The 14,472-nt window shown below is 67.4% G+C and carries 13 protein-coding genes and 6 tRNA genes; 12 read left to right on the forward strand and 7 right to left on the reverse strand.

The annotated features are described in order from the left end of the window. The first annotated feature begins 22 nt into the window (after nt 1-22). Entirely contained in the window at nt 23-1,408 is a 1,386-nt protein-coding gene (locus C7H75_RS11335) for a GH1 family beta-glucosidase (RefSeq protein WP_084968777.1), read from the forward strand. A gap of 190 nt (nt 1,409-1,598) precedes the next feature. Here the strand turns inward: C7H75_RS11335 and C7H75_RS11340 are convergent. The 5 genes from C7H75_RS11340 to C7H75_RS11360 form a co-directional block, all read right to left on the reverse strand. Then, nucleotides 1,599-1,673 (reverse strand) — tRNA-Val (locus tag C7H75_RS11340). A 58-nt stretch (nt 1,674-1,731) separates the two neighbouring features. After that, nucleotides 1,732-1,807, reverse strand: a tRNA-Gly gene (locus tag C7H75_RS11345). A 45-nt stretch (nt 1,808-1,852) separates the two neighbouring features. Then, nucleotides 1,853-1,927: transfer RNA gene (locus C7H75_RS11350), tRNA-Val, on the reverse strand. Nucleotide 1,928: 1 nt separating this feature from the next. After that, a tRNA-Cys gene (locus C7H75_RS11355) sits at nt 1,929-1,999 on the reverse strand. A gap of 25 nt (nt 2,000-2,024) precedes the next feature. Beyond that, a tRNA-Gly gene (locus tag C7H75_RS11360) sits at nt 2,025-2,097 on the reverse strand. A gap of 474 nt (nt 2,098-2,571) precedes the next feature. On the opposite strand from C7H75_RS11360, the gene C7H75_RS11365 reads away from it, so the two are divergent. Further along, a tRNA-Val gene (locus tag C7H75_RS11365) sits at nt 2,572-2,643 on the forward strand. A gap of 88 nt (nt 2,644-2,731) precedes the next feature. Here C7H75_RS11365 and C7H75_RS11370 read toward each other — a convergent pair. After that, nucleotides 2,732-3,460 carry an SIMPL domain-containing protein gene (locus C7H75_RS11370; RefSeq protein WP_106852006.1) on the reverse strand — a complete coding sequence of 243 codons (729 nt, stop codon included), beginning with the start codon at nt 3,458-3,460 and terminating at the stop codon, nt 2,732-2,734. Between the two features lie 133 nt (nt 3,461-3,593). Between C7H75_RS11370 and C7H75_RS11375 the strand changes: the two genes are divergently transcribed. The 10 genes from C7H75_RS11375 to pdxT all read left to right on the forward strand — a co-directional run bounded on the left by C7H75_RS11375 (nt 3,594) and on the right by pdxT (nt 13,345). Continuing rightward, nucleotides 3,594-4,082, forward strand: a complete 489-nt coding sequence (locus C7H75_RS11375; protein WP_064058776.1) for a TIGR02611 family protein — start codon at nt 3,594-3,596, stop codon at nt 4,080-4,082. A 110-nt stretch (nt 4,083-4,192) separates the two neighbouring features. Then, nucleotides 4,193-6,244, forward strand: a complete 2,052-nt coding sequence (gene thrS / locus C7H75_RS11380; RefSeq protein ID WP_069854923.1) for a threonine--tRNA ligase — start codon at nt 4,193-4,195, stop codon at nt 6,242-6,244. Continuing rightward, nucleotides 6,241-6,801: an ATP adenylyltransferase gene (locus tag C7H75_RS11385; protein ID WP_005513553.1), complete on the forward strand. Its 561-nt coding sequence runs from the start codon at nt 6,241-6,243 to the stop codon at nt 6,799-6,801. Before thrS ends, C7H75_RS11385 begins: the two co-directional genes overlap by 4 nt. A 94-nt stretch (nt 6,802-6,895) precedes the next feature. Then, complete coding sequence (gene pgsA / locus C7H75_RS11390) at nt 6,896-7,582, forward strand: phosphatidylinositol phosphate synthase (RefSeq protein WP_022595610.1); 687 nt, start codon at nt 6,896-6,898, stop codon at nt 7,580-7,582. Further along, nucleotides 7,579-8,484, forward strand: coding sequence for a phosphatidylinositol mannoside acyltransferase (locus C7H75_RS11395; RefSeq protein WP_005513551.1), 906 nt, complete (start codon nt 7,579-7,581; stop codon nt 8,482-8,484). The genes pgsA and C7H75_RS11395 overlap by 4 nt, the downstream gene beginning before the upstream one ends. Beyond that, nucleotides 8,481-9,608: a glycosyltransferase family 4 protein gene (locus C7H75_RS11400; protein WP_005513550.1), complete on the forward strand. Its 1,128-nt coding sequence runs from the start codon at nt 8,481-8,483 to the stop codon at nt 9,606-9,608. The genes C7H75_RS11395 and C7H75_RS11400 overlap by 4 nt, the downstream gene beginning before the upstream one ends. Beyond that, complete coding sequence (locus C7H75_RS11405; RefSeq protein ID WP_106851362.1) at nt 9,605-10,621, forward strand: NUDIX hydrolase; 1,017 nt, start codon at nt 9,605-9,607, stop codon at nt 10,619-10,621. Before C7H75_RS11400 ends, C7H75_RS11405 begins: the two co-directional genes overlap by 4 nt. A gap of 190 nt (nt 10,622-10,811) precedes the next feature. Beyond that, a complete protein-coding gene (gene pdxS / locus C7H75_RS11410; RefSeq protein ID WP_013415853.1) occupies nt 10,812-11,714 on the forward strand; it encodes a pyridoxal 5'-phosphate synthase lyase subunit PdxS in 903 nt (300 codons plus the stop codon). 106 nt (nt 11,715-11,820) lie between these two features. Continuing rightward, complete coding sequence (locus C7H75_RS11415; protein ID WP_022595651.1) at nt 11,821-12,648, forward strand: acyl-CoA thioesterase; 828 nt, start codon at nt 11,821-11,823, stop codon at nt 12,646-12,648. Between the two features lie 91 nt (nt 12,649-12,739). After that, nucleotides 12,740-13,345: a pyridoxal 5'-phosphate synthase glutaminase subunit PdxT gene (gene pdxT / locus C7H75_RS11420; protein ID WP_005513543.1), complete on the forward strand. Its 606-nt coding sequence runs from the start codon at nt 12,740-12,742 to the stop codon at nt 13,343-13,345. 30 nt (nt 13,346-13,375) lie between these two features. Here pdxT and C7H75_RS11425 read toward each other — a convergent pair whose 3' ends face one another. Next, nucleotides 13,376-14,410: an alpha/beta hydrolase gene (locus C7H75_RS11425; protein ID WP_005513542.1), complete on the reverse strand. Its 1,035-nt coding sequence runs from the start codon at nt 14,408-14,410 to the stop codon at nt 13,376-13,378. Between the last annotated feature and the right edge of the window lie 62 nt (nt 14,411-14,472).

The raw sequence follows: 14,472 nt of genomic DNA on the forward strand, positions 1-14,472 counted from the left end.
GTTCTCTGCTTCACTGCTCATCATGGCGGCAGAGCATTCGATTCCAGAGTTCCCCCACGACTTCGTTTTCGGTGTCGCGGCGGCGGCCTATCAGGTCGAGGGGGCGGTCGCCGAGGACGGCAGAGGCCGGTCGATCTGGGACGAGTTCTGTTCGATCCCCGGGAAAATCGTCCGAGGTGAAACCGGCGACGTCGCGATCGACCACTATCACCGGTACCGCGAGGACGTCTCGCTCATGCGTGACCTCGGCGTGGACTCGTACCGATTGTCGGTGGCGTGGCCGCGGATCCAGCCCCACGGCAAGGGTGCTGTCAACGTGGCCGGACTCGACTTCTACGACCGCCTGATCGACGAGTTGTGCACTGCCGGCATCACTCCGGCGGTCACTCTGTTCCACTGGGATCTCCCGCAGGCGCTGCAGGACGACGGCGGCTGGCTGAACCGGGAGACCGCGCATCGGCTCGCTGAGTACGCGGCGGTGGTGGGGGAGCGGCTCGGCGACCGGGTGGGAATGTGGATGCCGCTCAACGAACCCGTGGTCCACACCCTCTACGGGCACGCGCTCGGGGTTCACGCACCGGGACTCGAACTCGGATTCGGGGCACTGCAGGCCGCGCACCACCAACTGCTCGGACACGGATTGTCGGTGCAGGCGCTCCGCTCCGCAGGCTGCACGAACATCGGGATCGCATCGAATCATGCGCCGGTGCACGCCGCGACCGACGCCGATGCGGACGTCGAGGCGGCGGACGTCTACGACCACATCGTCAACTGGACGTTCGCCGACCCGGTGCTTCTCGGCAAGTACCCCGCGGACGAACTCGCCGCGCTGCTCACCGGACCGGTCGACGACGACCTCGCGGTCATCGCGCAACCGCTGGACTGGTTCGGGATCAATTACTACGAGCCGACACTGATCGCCGCCCCGCGCGAGGGCGAAGGCTCCGAGGGCGTGCTCGAGGTGGACCTGCCGCCGGGCATGCCGTTCGCGCCGGTCGCACTCGACGGTTACCCGCGAACCGATTTCGGCTGGCCGATCGTCCCCGAAGGGCTCACGGAGATCCTGACGATCTTCCGGGACCGGTTCGGCGCGTCCCTTCCTCCCGTGTACATCACCGAGAGTGGATGCTCGTTCCACGATCCGGACCCGGACGCGGCGGGCCGCGTCCGGGACGAGCGCCGCATCGCCTATCACGCCGACCATCTCACCGCGGTCCGCGCAGCGATGGACGCCGGGGTCGACGTCCGCGGCTATTTCGTATGGTCGATCCTCGACAACTTCGAGTGGGCCGCCGGATACCGCGAGCGGTTCGGCCTGGTGCACGTGGACTACGACACACTGGCGCGGATGCCGAAGGATTCGTACCGCTGGTTCCAGTCGATGCTGGCGGCGCGGAAGGGCGCCTGACGCCCGAAGGTGTTTCGAGTGTGAACGAGCCCCAGCCGTGGATGGGGGGTCATGGCTGGGGCTCCGCACCATCGGGGGATGGCACGTTCGACGATACCTGAGGGATTCCTCATGTTCGAGTCGGACTCAACCGGCATCCGGGACCCGGATACGAAAAGAGGCACCTCGTCGCGAGGTGCCTCTTTTCGGGTGGTGCGCGATACTGGGATTGAACCAGTGACCTCTTCCGTGTCAGGGAAGCGCTCTCCCGCTGAGCTAATCGCGCGGGTCTTGATCGAACACTCCGAAGGATCGGAGTCTCCGGACCGGCACGAGGCCGATCTTGGAGCGGATGACGGGATTCGAACCCGCGACCCTCACCTTGGCAAGGTGATGCGCTACCAGCTGCGCTACATCCGCATGTTGTTTCACTCAAGTCTGTCAGCAGCATACTGCCTCGAAACTTGGTGCGCGATACTGGGATTGAACCAGTGACCTCTTCCGTGTCAGGGAAGCGCTCTCCCGCTGAGCTAATCGCGCGAGGTGGAGACGGGAATCGAACCCGTGTGCACGGCTTTGCAGGCCGTTGCCTCACCACTCGGCCACTCCACCATAAAAGGTCGAGTCCAACCTCTCGAGCGGATGACGGGATTCGAACCCGCGACCCTCACCTTGGCAAGGTGATGCGCTACCAGCTGCGCTACATCCGCATTTCGCTCCGGCGGGGCGTTTCGGCCTCTCCGGTGCAGCTCCGGTTCGGCGTTTCCGCTTTCCCGGTGCGGTGAGAACATTAGCGGACCATTTGAGAAAGGCACAAATCGGCAGGTCAGAGTAGAAAACGGGGGTTCGAGGGCAGCTTTCGGGAGGGTGGTGGACCGGCGAAACTGCGCGATAACGGACTGGTCGTCTCGAAATCCGTCATCCATGGCCCGATGTATCCGTAGTCGGTGATTTCGTGGCCGACGTGGGGTCGGTCGCCGCCCGGCAAGTGTGCCCAAGCTTGCTGGCCCCCGCACGCATACACGTGCGCGAGCGCGTGCGCGAAGCTGCCGGCCGGGTGCCCGGTCGGGCGAGTCGAGGCGCGTTCGGCGGGGCCGAAATGAATGACAACCAGGGGATTCGTGTTCGGCGCGAGTGCGTGTTAGTGTTTCGTCTCGTTCGACCGCGAGCATTCGGCGCGGTTCGGTCCCGTGGCTCAGTGGAAGAGCGTCCCGTTCACACCGGGGAGGTCGCTGGTTCGATCCCAGCCGGGACCACACCGAAAAGCCCCGTCCGGAATCCGGACGGGGCTTTTCTGCATTTTCGCAGCCCGCGGTCGTGCGGGCGTGCGGGCGTGCCGGGGGATCAGCGGATGTCGTATGTGACCGCGACGTTCACGCTCAGCTCCTGCGAGCCCGGCTGGATCGGCACGGCGTCCGCAAGCGCCATGTCGGGTGTGCGCATGTAAGGAGACGGTGATCCTGCCGCCTGCAGCGGCACCTCGACGATCGAGCGGACCTTCCCGAGTTCCACTCCGGCCGCCTCCGCCATCTGCCGAGCCTGGTCCTGGGCCTGTTGTACGGCTCGACTGCGTGCCTCGGCGCGCAATTCGCTGTCGTCGGAGATGGAGAAGCTCGTCTGCTGTACCCGAACGGCGTCACCGGTGGCAGAGGCGGCCGCGTCGATGACCGCACCGGCCTGGGAGACGTCGTGCAGGGTGGCGGTCACCTGGTTGGTGACCTGATACCCGTCGATACCGGCTCCACCCGGCGCCCACGTCGGGCTCACCGACAGCTCGCTGGTCCTGATGTCCTCGGCGGCCACACCCTTGCTCTCGAGCGTGTCGATCAGGGCAGTGGCCCGCTGCGAGTTGTCCTGCAGCGCGGCCTGCGCCTCGGCGGCCTGGGTCTGTACTCCCAGCACCACCGTCAACGTGTCGGGTGTTCCCGTGATCGTGCCGGTGCCCTGGGAGCTGATCCCAGTCGGTTGGGTGCCCGGAGAATCGGACTGCCCCGAGGCGCAACCAGTGAGAGCGAGGAGGAAGCCGGCAGCGGCAACTGTCGCGATTGTGTGTTGGGTCTTGAACGTCGGCATCGGCTCACTATCGCGGATGGGGTTCCACTGGAGGTCCACTTCTCCCGAATCGACATTCCGGCGGGTATGTGCGCGTCGGTACGCTCGACATACACCGGTGTGCGAGCCGGTAGGGACGGCGACGCGACGGTGGGTGCGGATCATGGACGGTCAGGCGGTGAGCAAGCCCGCGGACGGAGGCGGGCCGGTGGAGTCCTCCGAGCGCGACGGATTCCATCCGATCGAGCGGGTCGAGAATCGCTGGTTACGCTGGCGCCGGCGAATCGCGCGGAACACCTCACTGAACCTCGCCTATCGGATCGGCGTCGGTGTCGTCGGCGCGCTCGTCCTCGCCGTCGGCATCGTCACGATTCCCTATCCCGGACCGGGGTGGCTGATCGTGTTCGCCGGCCTGGGGATCCTCGCCTCCGAGTTCGCCTGGGCGTACCGGCTCCTGCACTGGGCCCGCGCCCGCTACGACCGATTCATGATCTGGTTCTCGGAGCAGTCCGCCTTCGTCAAGTTCCTCGGGCTGCTGTTCACCACCGCCGTAGTACTGGCGACCTTGTGGATCCTGGGAACGTTCGGGTTGGTCGGAGGCTGGGTCGGGCTCGAGCAGCCGTGGCTGGAGAGTCCGCTGTAGCACTCGCGTGACCCGGCCGCGGGACGGATCCACGTGGCTTCGGGCCGTGCCGATAACATGGGTTCGCCCCTCATCCGGGGGCACACCCTCATACATAGGAGCGCATCGCCGTGACCACGCCCGCATCCGTCACCCCCGCCGCACGTGTCCAGGTGCCAGCCGGGACCACTGCGGGCACGGCGGTTCGCGATGCCGGACTCCCCGGCAAGGGCCCGGACGCGATCGTCGTGGTCCGCGATGCCGACGGTAATCTCAAGGACCTGTCCTGGACGCCGGACGTCGATGTCGAGGTCGAGGCGGTCGCCGCCGACACCGAGGACGGACGCAGCGTGATCCGGCACTCGGCCGCACACGTGCTCGCGCAGGCCGTCCAGCAGGAGTTCCCCGAGGCGAAGCTCGGCATCGGCCCGCCGATCAAGGACGGCTTCTACTACGACTTCCAGGTGGAGCGCCCCTTCACCCCGGACGATCTGGCAAAGCTCGAGAAGCGGATGAAGAAGATCGTCAAGGATGCGCAGCGCTTCTCGCGCCGCGTCGTCGAGGATCTCGAGGACGCCCGCACCGAACTCGCGAACGAGCCTTTCAAGCTGGAGCTCATCGACGACAAGTCGGGCATCGACGACCCCGAGGTCATGGAGGTCGGCGGCGGCGAGCTGACCATCTACGACAACCTCAACCCGCGCACCGGCGAGGTCATCTGGAAGGACCTGTGCCGCGGTCCGCACATTCCGACCACCAAGTACATCCCGGCGTTCAAGATCACCCGCAGCTCGGCGGCCTACTGGCGGGGTGATCAGAGCCGCGAGGATCTGCAGCGCATCTACGGCACGGCGTGGGAATCGACCGAGGCCCTCGACAAGCACCTCGAGTTGTTGGCCGAGGCCGAGCGCCGCGACCACCGCAAGCTCGGTGCCGAACTCGACCTGTTCTCCTTCCCCGACGAGCTCGGTTCGGGACTGCCGGTGTTCCATCCCAAGGGCGGCATCATCCGCCAGGAGATGGAGAACTACTCCCGCAAGCGCCACGTCGAGGAGGGCTACGAATTCGTCTACTCGCCGCACATCACCAAGGGACATCTGTACGAGGTCTCCGGTCACCTCGACTGGTACAAGGACGGCATGTTCCCGGCGATGCACATCGACGAGGAGCTGAACGAGGACGGCACGGTCCGCAAGCCGGGCCAGGACTACTACCTCAAGCCGATGAACTGCCCGATGCACAACCTGGTGTTCGGATCGCGGGGACGCTCCTACCGTGAGCTGCCGTTGCGTCTGTTCGAGTTCGGCTCGGTGTACCGCTACGAGAAGTCCGGCGTCGTGCACGGACTCACCCGGGTTCGCGGCATGACGCAGGACGACGCGCACATCTACTGCACCAAGGAGCAGATGCGCGACGAGCTGACCACGACGCTGAAGTTCGTGCTCGGCCTGCTGAAGGACTACGGCCTCGACGACTTCTACCTGGAGCTGTCGACCAAGAACCCCGACAAGTTCGTGGGCGACGACGCGCTGTGGGAGGAAGCCACGGAGACGCTGCGCGAGGTCGGCGAGGCGTCGGGCCTGAACCTGGTGCCGGACCCGGGCGGAGCCGCCTTCTACGGTCCCAAGATCTCGGTGCAGGTGCAGGACGCGCTCGGCCGCAGCTGGCAGATGTCGACGATTCAGCTCGACTTCAACCTGCCCGAACGTTTCGACCTCGAGTACACCGGAAGTGACGGCACCAAACAGCGTCCGGTCATGATCCACCGTGCGCTGTTCGGTTCGATCGAGCGGTTCTTCGGCGTCCTCACCGAGCACTACGCGGGCGCATTCCCGGCGTGGCTGGCGCCCGTCCAGGTCGTCGGCATCCCCGTCGCCGAGGCGTTCGAGGATCACCTGTTCGACGTCGTCAAGCAGCTCAAGGCCGCAGGCGTGCGCGCCGAGGTCGACGTCAGCGACGACCGCATGCAGAAGAAGATCCGCAACCACACCACCCAGAAGGTGCCGTTCATGCTTCTCGCCGGCGAGCGGGACGTCGAGGCGGGCGCGGTCAGCTTCCGCTTCCGTGACGGCACCCAGGTCAACGGCGTGCCGGTCGCGGACGCCGTCGAGACCATCGTTGCCTGGATCGGTCGTCGCGAGAATGCTTCGCCCACAGCCGAACTCGTGGGTGGTGCCCAGTGAGCGAGCGAGCGGGCGGCAGCGCCGACAACGACACACTCGTCGACACCGGGCCGGGTGATCCCGACCGCTTGCAGCGACTGTGGTCGCCGCACCGGATGTCGTACATCGCGGAGGCGCCCAAGGCGTCGAAGTCGAGTGAGGGACCGTTCAGCGAGATCCCGAAGATGACCGACGAGGAAGGGCTCATCGTCGCGCGCGGCGAAGCGGTGTACGCGGTCCTGAACCTGTACCCGTACAACCCGGGCCACCTGATGGTGGTGCCGTACCGCAGGGTTGCGGCGCTCGAGGACCTCACGCCCGAGGAGAGCGCCGAGTTGATGGCGTTCACGCAGCAGGCGATCCGGGTGATCAAGCGGGTCTCGAATCCGGACGGATTCAACGTCGGTCTGAACCTGGGTGCGGCGGCGGGGGGTTCGCTCGCCGAGCACCTGCACCAGCACATCGTTCCGCGGTGGGGTGGCGATGCGAACTTCATCACCGTGCTCGGGGGTGCGAAAGTGATGCCGCAGCTGCTGCGGGAGACACGGGCGTTGCTCGCGGGGGCCTGGGACGAGTGATCGCCAAGGGTCGGCGGGGAAATCGCGTGGCAGGATCGGATGCGGGGTCCGCCGGGGCGCGGTACCGCGGTAGGTCGCGGAAGGGGGGAGAGGGATGCTGAGTTTCTTCGGTCGAGCGTCGGTGTCCAAGGTGACGGCGCCGATGGGCAAGGCGTTGGTGAAGACGGGGCTCACACCCGACGCGGTGACGGTGATCGGCACGATCGCCAGCATCGCGGGCGCACTGACCCTGTTCCCTTCCGGTCATTTGTTCTGGGGAACCATGTTCATCTGGTTCTTCGTCATGTTCGACATGCTCGACGGTGCCATGGCCCGTGCGCGCGGCGGCGGAACCCGATACGGCGCCGTACTCGACGCGACGTGCGATCGAATCGCCGACGGCGCCATCTTCTCGGGCCTCGCGTGGTGGGCGGTCTACCACGAGAACAGCAAGAGCCTGCTGATCGCGACACTGATCTGCCTCGTGAGCTCGCAGGTGATCTCGTACGCCAAGGCCCGGGCCGAGGCGAGCGGGCTGTCCGCTGACGGTGGTCTCATCGAGCGACCGGATCGGCTGATCATCGTCCTGGTCGGTGCCGGGTTCACCGGAATCGCAGGGCATTTCGACATCGCATGGCTGCACTGGGCCGTGTACGTCGCGATGTGGATCCTCGCCGTCGCGAGCATCGTCACCGTGTTCCAGCGCGTACTCGCGGTACGGAACTCCGCCGGTGCCCGTGACCTCCTCCCCATCGCGCCCAAGAACGACGAGCAGCCCTCCGGTGCGGGGGAGGCGTCGTGAGCGTCGCCGAGAAGGCCGCCGACCTCGGGTACGCCACGGGATGGCGAGTCGTCCGGGCGTTGCCGGAACGGATGGCCGTCGCGGTCTTCGACGCGGGTGCCGATTTCGCGGCGCGCCGCCGCGGTGGTCCACAGCAGTTGCGGCGCAACCTCGCCCGCGTGCTCGGAGTGGCTCCGGAAGACGTGCCGGACGACCTGATCCGGGACTCGTTGCGCTCCTACGCCCGATACTGGCGCGAGGCCTTCCGCCTACCGTCGATGGATCTGGCCGCGACAGCGGCCGCTGTCGACTCGAGTGTCGAGGGTCAGGCGTATCTCGAGCAGGCGATGGCCGCCGGCAAGGGCGCCATCCTGGCGCTGCCGCACAGTGGCAACTGGGACATGGCCGGAGTGTGGTGCACCCAGACGTGGGGTGGACTGTCGACGGTCGCCGAGCGGCTGAAGCCGGAGTCGCTCTACCTCCGTTTCGTGGCGTATCGCGAGAGCCTCGGGATGGAGATCTTTCCGCTCAGCGGCGGCGAACAGCCACCCTTCGGGGAACTCGCGAAACGACTGCGCGAGAACAAGGTCGTGTGCTTGCTCGGCGAGCGGGATCTCGCGGCCAAGGGCGTGCCGGTCACCTTCTTCGGGGAACCGACCCGCATGCCCGCGGGGCCGGCCAAGCTCGCGATCGAGACCGGGGCCGCGCTGCTGCCGGTGCACTGCTGGTTCACCGACGGCGGTTGGGGCTTCTCGATCGATCCGCCGATCGACGTCTCGTCCGGAATCGGCGGCGCCACCCAGGCGCTGGCAGACCGCTTCGAGGTCAACATCGCCGCCCACCCCGCGGACTGGCACATGCTCCAGCCCCTGTGGCTCGACGACCTGTCCGAGTCCCGTCGTGCCCGCATGGAGTCGCGATGAAGATCGGAATGGTCTGCCCGTACTCCTTCGACGTACCGGGCGGTGTGCAGGCGCATGTCGTCGAGCTCGCCCAGGTGCTCATCGAGCGCGGACACAAGGTGAGCGTGCTGGCCCCCGCGTCGGAGGGCACGGAACTGCCGGACTTCGTCGTCTCGGCCGGCCGCGCGGTCGCCATTCCCTACAACGGATCGGTTGCGCGCCTGACGTTCGGGCCGGTCTCGTATGCGCGGGTGCGGCGGTGGATCGCCGACAACGACTTCGACGTCCTGCACATCCACGAGCCCAACGCCCCGAGCCTGTCGATGCTCGCGATGAAGATCGCGGAGGGGCCCATCGTCGCCACGTTCCACACCTCGACCACGAAGTCGTTGGTGCTGAGCACCTTCCAGAGTGTCCTCCAGCCGTACCTCGAGAAGATCAGCGGCCGGATCGCGGTGTCCGAACTGGCCCGGCGGTGGCAGGTCGAATCCCTGGGCTCGGACGCGGTGGAGATTCCCAACGGCGTCGACGTGCCGGCGTTCGCAAACGCTGCGCCGCTGCCGGGGTACCCGCGGCCCGGCCGGACCGTGCTCTTCCTCGGTCGGTACGACGAGCCCCGCAAGGGCATGGCGGTGCTTCTCGGCGCACTGCCCACATTGGTCGAGAAGTACCCGGACCTCGAGATCCTCGTGGTCGGACGGGGTGACGAGGAGAAGCTGCGCAAGGAGGCCGGACGCTTCGCCGGCCACCTGCGCCTGCTCGGCCAGGTGAGCGACGCGGAGAAGGCGTCGGCGCTACGCAGTGTCGACGTGTACTGCGCGCCGAACCTCGGCGGCGAGAGCTTCGGCATCGTGCTCGTCGAGGCGATGGCGGCGGGCGCGCCCGTCGTCGCGAGCGAACTCGACGCGTTCCGCCGCGTACTGCGTGACGGCACCGCGGGTCTGCTCGTCCCCGTCGGCGATTCGGCGGCTCTCGCTGCCGCCATCGATTCCGTACTCGGAGACGAGGATCGGCGGCGCGCACTCACCGACGTCGCGAGTGTCGTCGTCGGCGAGTACGACTGGCCGGTGGTGGCCGAGCAGATCCTGCGGGTGTACGAGACCGTGACCGTGGGTTCGACGGGTGTGCGTGAGGTGCGTTCGTGACCTTCTCGGCAATGACCATCCTGGTCCTCGCGTTGATCGCGGCAGTCGTCGCAATCGTTGGCGCGTGGGCGTACGGCACCGCGAACCGCCTGGATCGCCTGCACGTGCGGTCCGATCTGTCGTGGCAGGCGCTGGATGCGGCACTCGCTCGCCGGGCCGTCGTCGTGCGCGCCATCGCGGCGGCAATGGCGTCGGCTCCGGGGGAGAGCGAGCGTCTGTCGACGCTCGCCGGTCAGGCCGAACGCGCCGAACGCGCCCAGCGGGAGTCCGCCGAGAACGCCCTGTCCGGGGCGCTGGCAACTCTCGACGCGCACACGTTGCCACCCCAGTTGGTCGCCGAACTGGCCGACGCCGAGGCCCGCGTGCTGATCGCGCGCAGGTTTCACAACGACGCCGTCCGCGACACGCTGGCGCTACGCACCCGGCGGCCGGTTCGCTGGCTGCACCTCGGGGGCACGGCGCCGCTGCCGACCTACTTCGAGATCGCGGAACGCGGGGAGCAGCCCGATCTCCAGCTCGACGAGATCCGCACGTCGGCACGGGTGGTGATGCTCGACGACCGGGGCCGTGTGCTGCTGGTGCGCGGCCGTGATCCGGAGAAGCCCGACACGTCGTTCTGGTTCACGATCGGCGGCGCCGTCGAGACAGGGGAGACTCTGCGGGCCGCCGCGGTCCGGGAGATCCACGAGGAGACCGGTCTCACGGTGGAGCCCGACGACCTGCGCGGCCCGCTGTGGCGTCGGGTGGCGATCTTCCCGTTCGCCGGTGAGCTGATCCGCTCCGAAGAACTGTTCTTCGCTGTCCGCACCGAGGAGTTCGTCCCGCACCGAGGCGGTTTCACCGACCTCGAACGCCGCACGATCCTCGAGCACCGGTGGTGTACCCCCGCCGAGATCCGGGCGATCCAGGGCGGTGGCGAGGCCGTGTACCCGCAGGATCTGCCCGAGTTGCTCGACGAGGCCAACATGGCCGTGGTCCGGGTCGACGAACCCGAGGTCCGCGCGATCCGCTGAGCCGCCGAAGTGCACGTTTCGCTATGACCGTCGCCACAACAGGCCAGGTATCGGGCACTGGCTATGGGGGCGGTGGCGGCGTCGTCATAGAATTGGCCACGCGCTGTGGCACCACGAGTCCGAGACAGGCTCGGCTGGTCCCGGCGTGTCAGATCTTTCCCCGAAGCCGGCGAGAACCCAGGAGTTTGCTGTGAGCACCCCCGACACCACCCCCACTACCGGCACGGCGCGCGTCAAGCGGGGCATGGCCGAGATGCTCAAGGGCGGCGTCATCATGGACGTGGTCACCCCCGAGCAGGCCAAGATCGCCGAGGACGCCGGCGCTGTCGCGGTCATGGCGCTCGAGCGGGTGCCCGCCGACATCCGCGCCCAGGGCGGCGTCTCGCGCATGTCGGATCCGGACATGATCGACGGCATCATCGAGGCCGTATCCATCCCGGTCATGGCCAAGGCCCGCATCGGCCACTTCGTCGAGGCCCAGATCCTGCAGTCCCTCGGTGTCGACTACATCGACGAGTCCGAGGTCCTCACCCCCGCCGACTACGACAACCACATCGACAAGTTCGCCTTCACCGTCCCGTTCGTGTGTGGCGCCACCAACCTCGGCGAGGCCCTGCGCCGCATCAACGAGGGCGCGGCGATGATCCGATCCAAGGGCGAGGCCGGCACCGGCGACGTCTCCAACGCCACCACCCACATGCGCAGGATCCGCCAGGAGATCCGCCGCCTGACCTCGCTGCCCGAGGACGAGCTGTACGTCGCGGCCAAGGAACTACAGGCCCCCTACGACCTCGTCGTCGAGGTCGCCAAGGCCGGCAAGCTCCCGGTCACCCTGTTCACCGCCGGCGGCATCGCGACCCCCGCCGACGCGGCCATGATGATGCAGCTCGGCGCCGAGGGCGTGTTCGTCGGCTCCGGCATCTTCAAGTCCGGCAACCCCGCCGAGCGCGCCGCCGCGATCGTCAAGGCCACCACCTTCTTCGACGACCCCGACGTCCTCGCGAAGGTCTCCCGCGGTCTCGGCGAGGCCATGGTCGGCATCAACGTCGACGACATCCCGCAGCCTCACCGGCTCGCCGAGCGCGGCTGGTGACCTTCAGCCGGTAGAACACAACACGACGAACGCGGTGACGGCCCGGCGCGGCCGTCACCGCGTTCGTGCGTTGCTAGCCTGAGCGCACGCGGCGGAAGGGGCCCAGATGGCGAAGATCGAGCAGATCCTGGAACTCGAGCGGCTCGAGCGGGATATCTTCCGCGGTATCGCGACGGAGACGATGCTGCCGCGCACGTTCGGCGGACAGGTCGCCGGGCAGGCGCTGGTGTCCGCGGTGCGGACGGTCGATGAGCACTTCCACGTCCATTCGTTGCACGGCTACTTCCTGCGGCCGGGTAACCCGGTGATGCCGATCGTCTACCTCGTCGACCGGATCCGGGACGGCCGATCGTTCACCACCCGTCGCGTGACCGCTGTGCAGGACGGGCAGGCGATCTTCACGATGTCGGCGTCGTTCCACGTGCTCGACGAGGGCATCGAGCACGAGGACGTGATGCCGACCGTGCCGGCGCCGGAGGACCTGCCGGACGCGGCGTCGCTCGCGTCGGAGGAGAAGTCGTGGGAGTTCCGCGAGTGGGCGGACTGGGACCTGCGCTACGTGCCGACCGAGCAGATCCAGCGTCGGCGGGGTGTGCCGGTGCAACAGCAGGTCTGGTTCCGTTCCCGCGAGGAACTACCCGACGATCCGGTCTTCCACATCTGCACCCTCGCGTACATGAGCGACATGACGCTGTTGGCGTCGGCGAGCACCACCCATCCGGATACTCCGATCCAGAGTGCGTCACTCGATCACGCGCTGTGGTTCATGCGTCCGTTCCGGGCCGACGACTGGCTGCTCTACGACCAGTCGTCCCCGTCTGCCGGTTTCGGCCGGGCGCTCACCCAGGGGCGCATCTTCAATCGCGAGGGGCATCTCGTGGCCGCCGTCGTGCAGGAGGGCCTCACGCGACTCCTGCGGCGCGATCCCGGGTAGATCCGTGCGGATCGGTGGATGCGGGGCGCGTCAGCAGTGGCTGATAGCGTTTCCGTAGTCAATAGCGTCGAATAGTGCAGGACATTCTCTCGTGACCAAACAACCGACCATCGGCGTGCTCGCACTCCAGGGCGACGTCCGCGAGCACCTCGCGGCGCTCGAATCCAGCGGCGCCCGTGCGCTCGGCGTTCGCCGACTCTCCGAACTCGAATCCGTGGACGGCCTGGTGATTCCGGGCGGCGAGTCGACGACGATGAGTCGGCTGCTGACCGTCTTCGATCTCCTCGATCCGATTCGTGCCCGCCTCGAGGACGGGATGCCGGCCTATGGCTCGTGTGCCGGGATGATCCTGCTCGCGAGCGAGGTGCTCGACACCCGCCCCGATGCGCAGCACCTCGACGGGCTCGACATGACGGTGCGGCGCAACGCCTTCGGACGTCAGGTGGACTCGTTCGAGGCCGACCTCGACTTCACCGGCATCGACGGCGATCCGGTCCGCGCGGTGTTCATCCGCGCGCCGTGGGTCGAGCGGGTCGGGCCCGGTGTGGACGTCCTGGCCCGGGTGCCGGAAGGCCCCGCCGCCGACCACATCGTGGCCGTGCGGCAGGGCCCGGTCCTCGCGACCTCGTTCCACCCCGAGGTCACCGGCGATCGTCGCGTCCACCAACTGTTCGTCGACATGGTGCGGGGTAACTGACCCCAAACCCGGCAGCGTCCGAGGGGCGCGTCACCACGCGTTCAGGGCGTCGAGGATCTGCGGACGCGACTTCCACAACTCCGCGGACCAGTAACCCCACGCGTGCGTGCCGTCGGGCGTGAAGTCGTACGTCGCAGGGATCCCGAGGCTGTTCAGCCGCGCCTCGAAGGCGCGGGTGTTCATCAGTGCCAGCGATTCGAGACCCATCGCGTTGGACGTGTTGAACGACGTCACCGAACCCGATGATCCGAGGGAACCGCGCAGATCGGACGAGCCGAGGGATCCCAGCAGAGCGCCCGGTGCGTCGTACTCGCCGGGCAGGCCGTTGCCCGAGGAGATGTACATCGACAGACCCTTGAGCAGTGGTGCGAACACGAAGGGATCGTTGCGCATCCACCGGCCGTCCCACGGCGGGCCCCACATGGCATCGGAGTTGTACCCACCGGCGTCGAGCATCGCGATCCGGATCATCTCGCGCATGCCGGGAGCCGACAGATTGAGGTAGCCGGAGTAGGAACCTGCGAACTTGAACTGGTCGCGGTGATAGGCGGCCAGCGTGAGCGCCGCCGAGCCGCCCATCGACAGACCCGTCACCGCGTTGTTGGTGCGGGAGACGCCGCGGGTCTCGAGGTAGGCGGGCAGTTCCTGGGTCAGGAAGGTCTCCCACTTGTAGGTGATCTTCTGCCCGTTGAAGTTGCTCGGGGCGTACCAGTCCGTATAGAAGCTGGACTGTCCGCCGACCGGCATCACCAGGGTGACGTTGTCCAGGGCGAACTGCTCGAACGCGTTGGTCTCGAACGACCAGGCGTTGCGGTCGTCCCGCGCGCGCATGCCGTCGAGCAGGTAGAGAGCGGCGTTACCCCCGCGCGCCGCCCACTGGATCTGGACCTTGATCGGGCCCATCGTCGAGTCGACCCACGCCTCCTCGTAGCCACCGCGTGGGGCAGCGTTCGCGGTGGTCGTGCCCGTCACCGCCGTCAGCGCCGGCAACAGCAGAGCTGCCGCCACGAGTCCGATCAGTCGCTTCTTCAGACGGTGGGTCGATCCCGGTCTGTGAGTGCGCATTCATTCGCCTTTCCCCCAACGATCCGGGCATCCGCATGTTCGCGCCCCCGCGCGAGAGACGC

The organism is Rhodococcus (subgen. Prescottella) equi (genome assembly GCF_003013675.1).
Lineage (GTDB): Bacteria > Actinomycetota > Actinomycetes > Mycobacteriales > Mycobacteriaceae > Prescottella > Prescottella equi.

What these genes read in the sequence shown, in the direction of transcription:
- C7H75_RS11335 (WP_084968777.1), top strand. Translation starts at nt 23, where the DNA reads ATGGCGGCAGAGCATTCGATTCCAGAGTTCCCCCACGACTTCGTTTTC.
- C7H75_RS11370 (WP_106852006.1), bottom strand. Translation starts at nt 3,460, where the DNA reads ATGCCGACGTTCAAGACCCAACACACAATCGCGACAGTTGCCGCTGCC.
- pgsA (WP_022595610.1), top strand. Translation starts at nt 6,896, where the DNA reads ATGCTGAGTTTCTTCGGTCGAGCGTCGGTGTCCAAGGTGACGGCGCCG.
- C7H75_RS11400 (WP_005513550.1), top strand. Translation starts at nt 8,481, where the DNA reads ATGAAGATCGGAATGGTCTGCCCGTACTCCTTCGACGTACCGGGCGGT.
- C7H75_RS11415 (WP_022595651.1), top strand. Translation starts at nt 11,821, where the DNA reads ATGGCGAAGATCGAGCAGATCCTGGAACTCGAGCGGCTCGAGCGGGAT.
- C7H75_RS11425 (WP_005513542.1), bottom strand. Translation starts at nt 14,410, where the DNA reads ATGCGCACTCACAGACCGGGATCGACCCACCGTCTGAAGAAGCGACTG.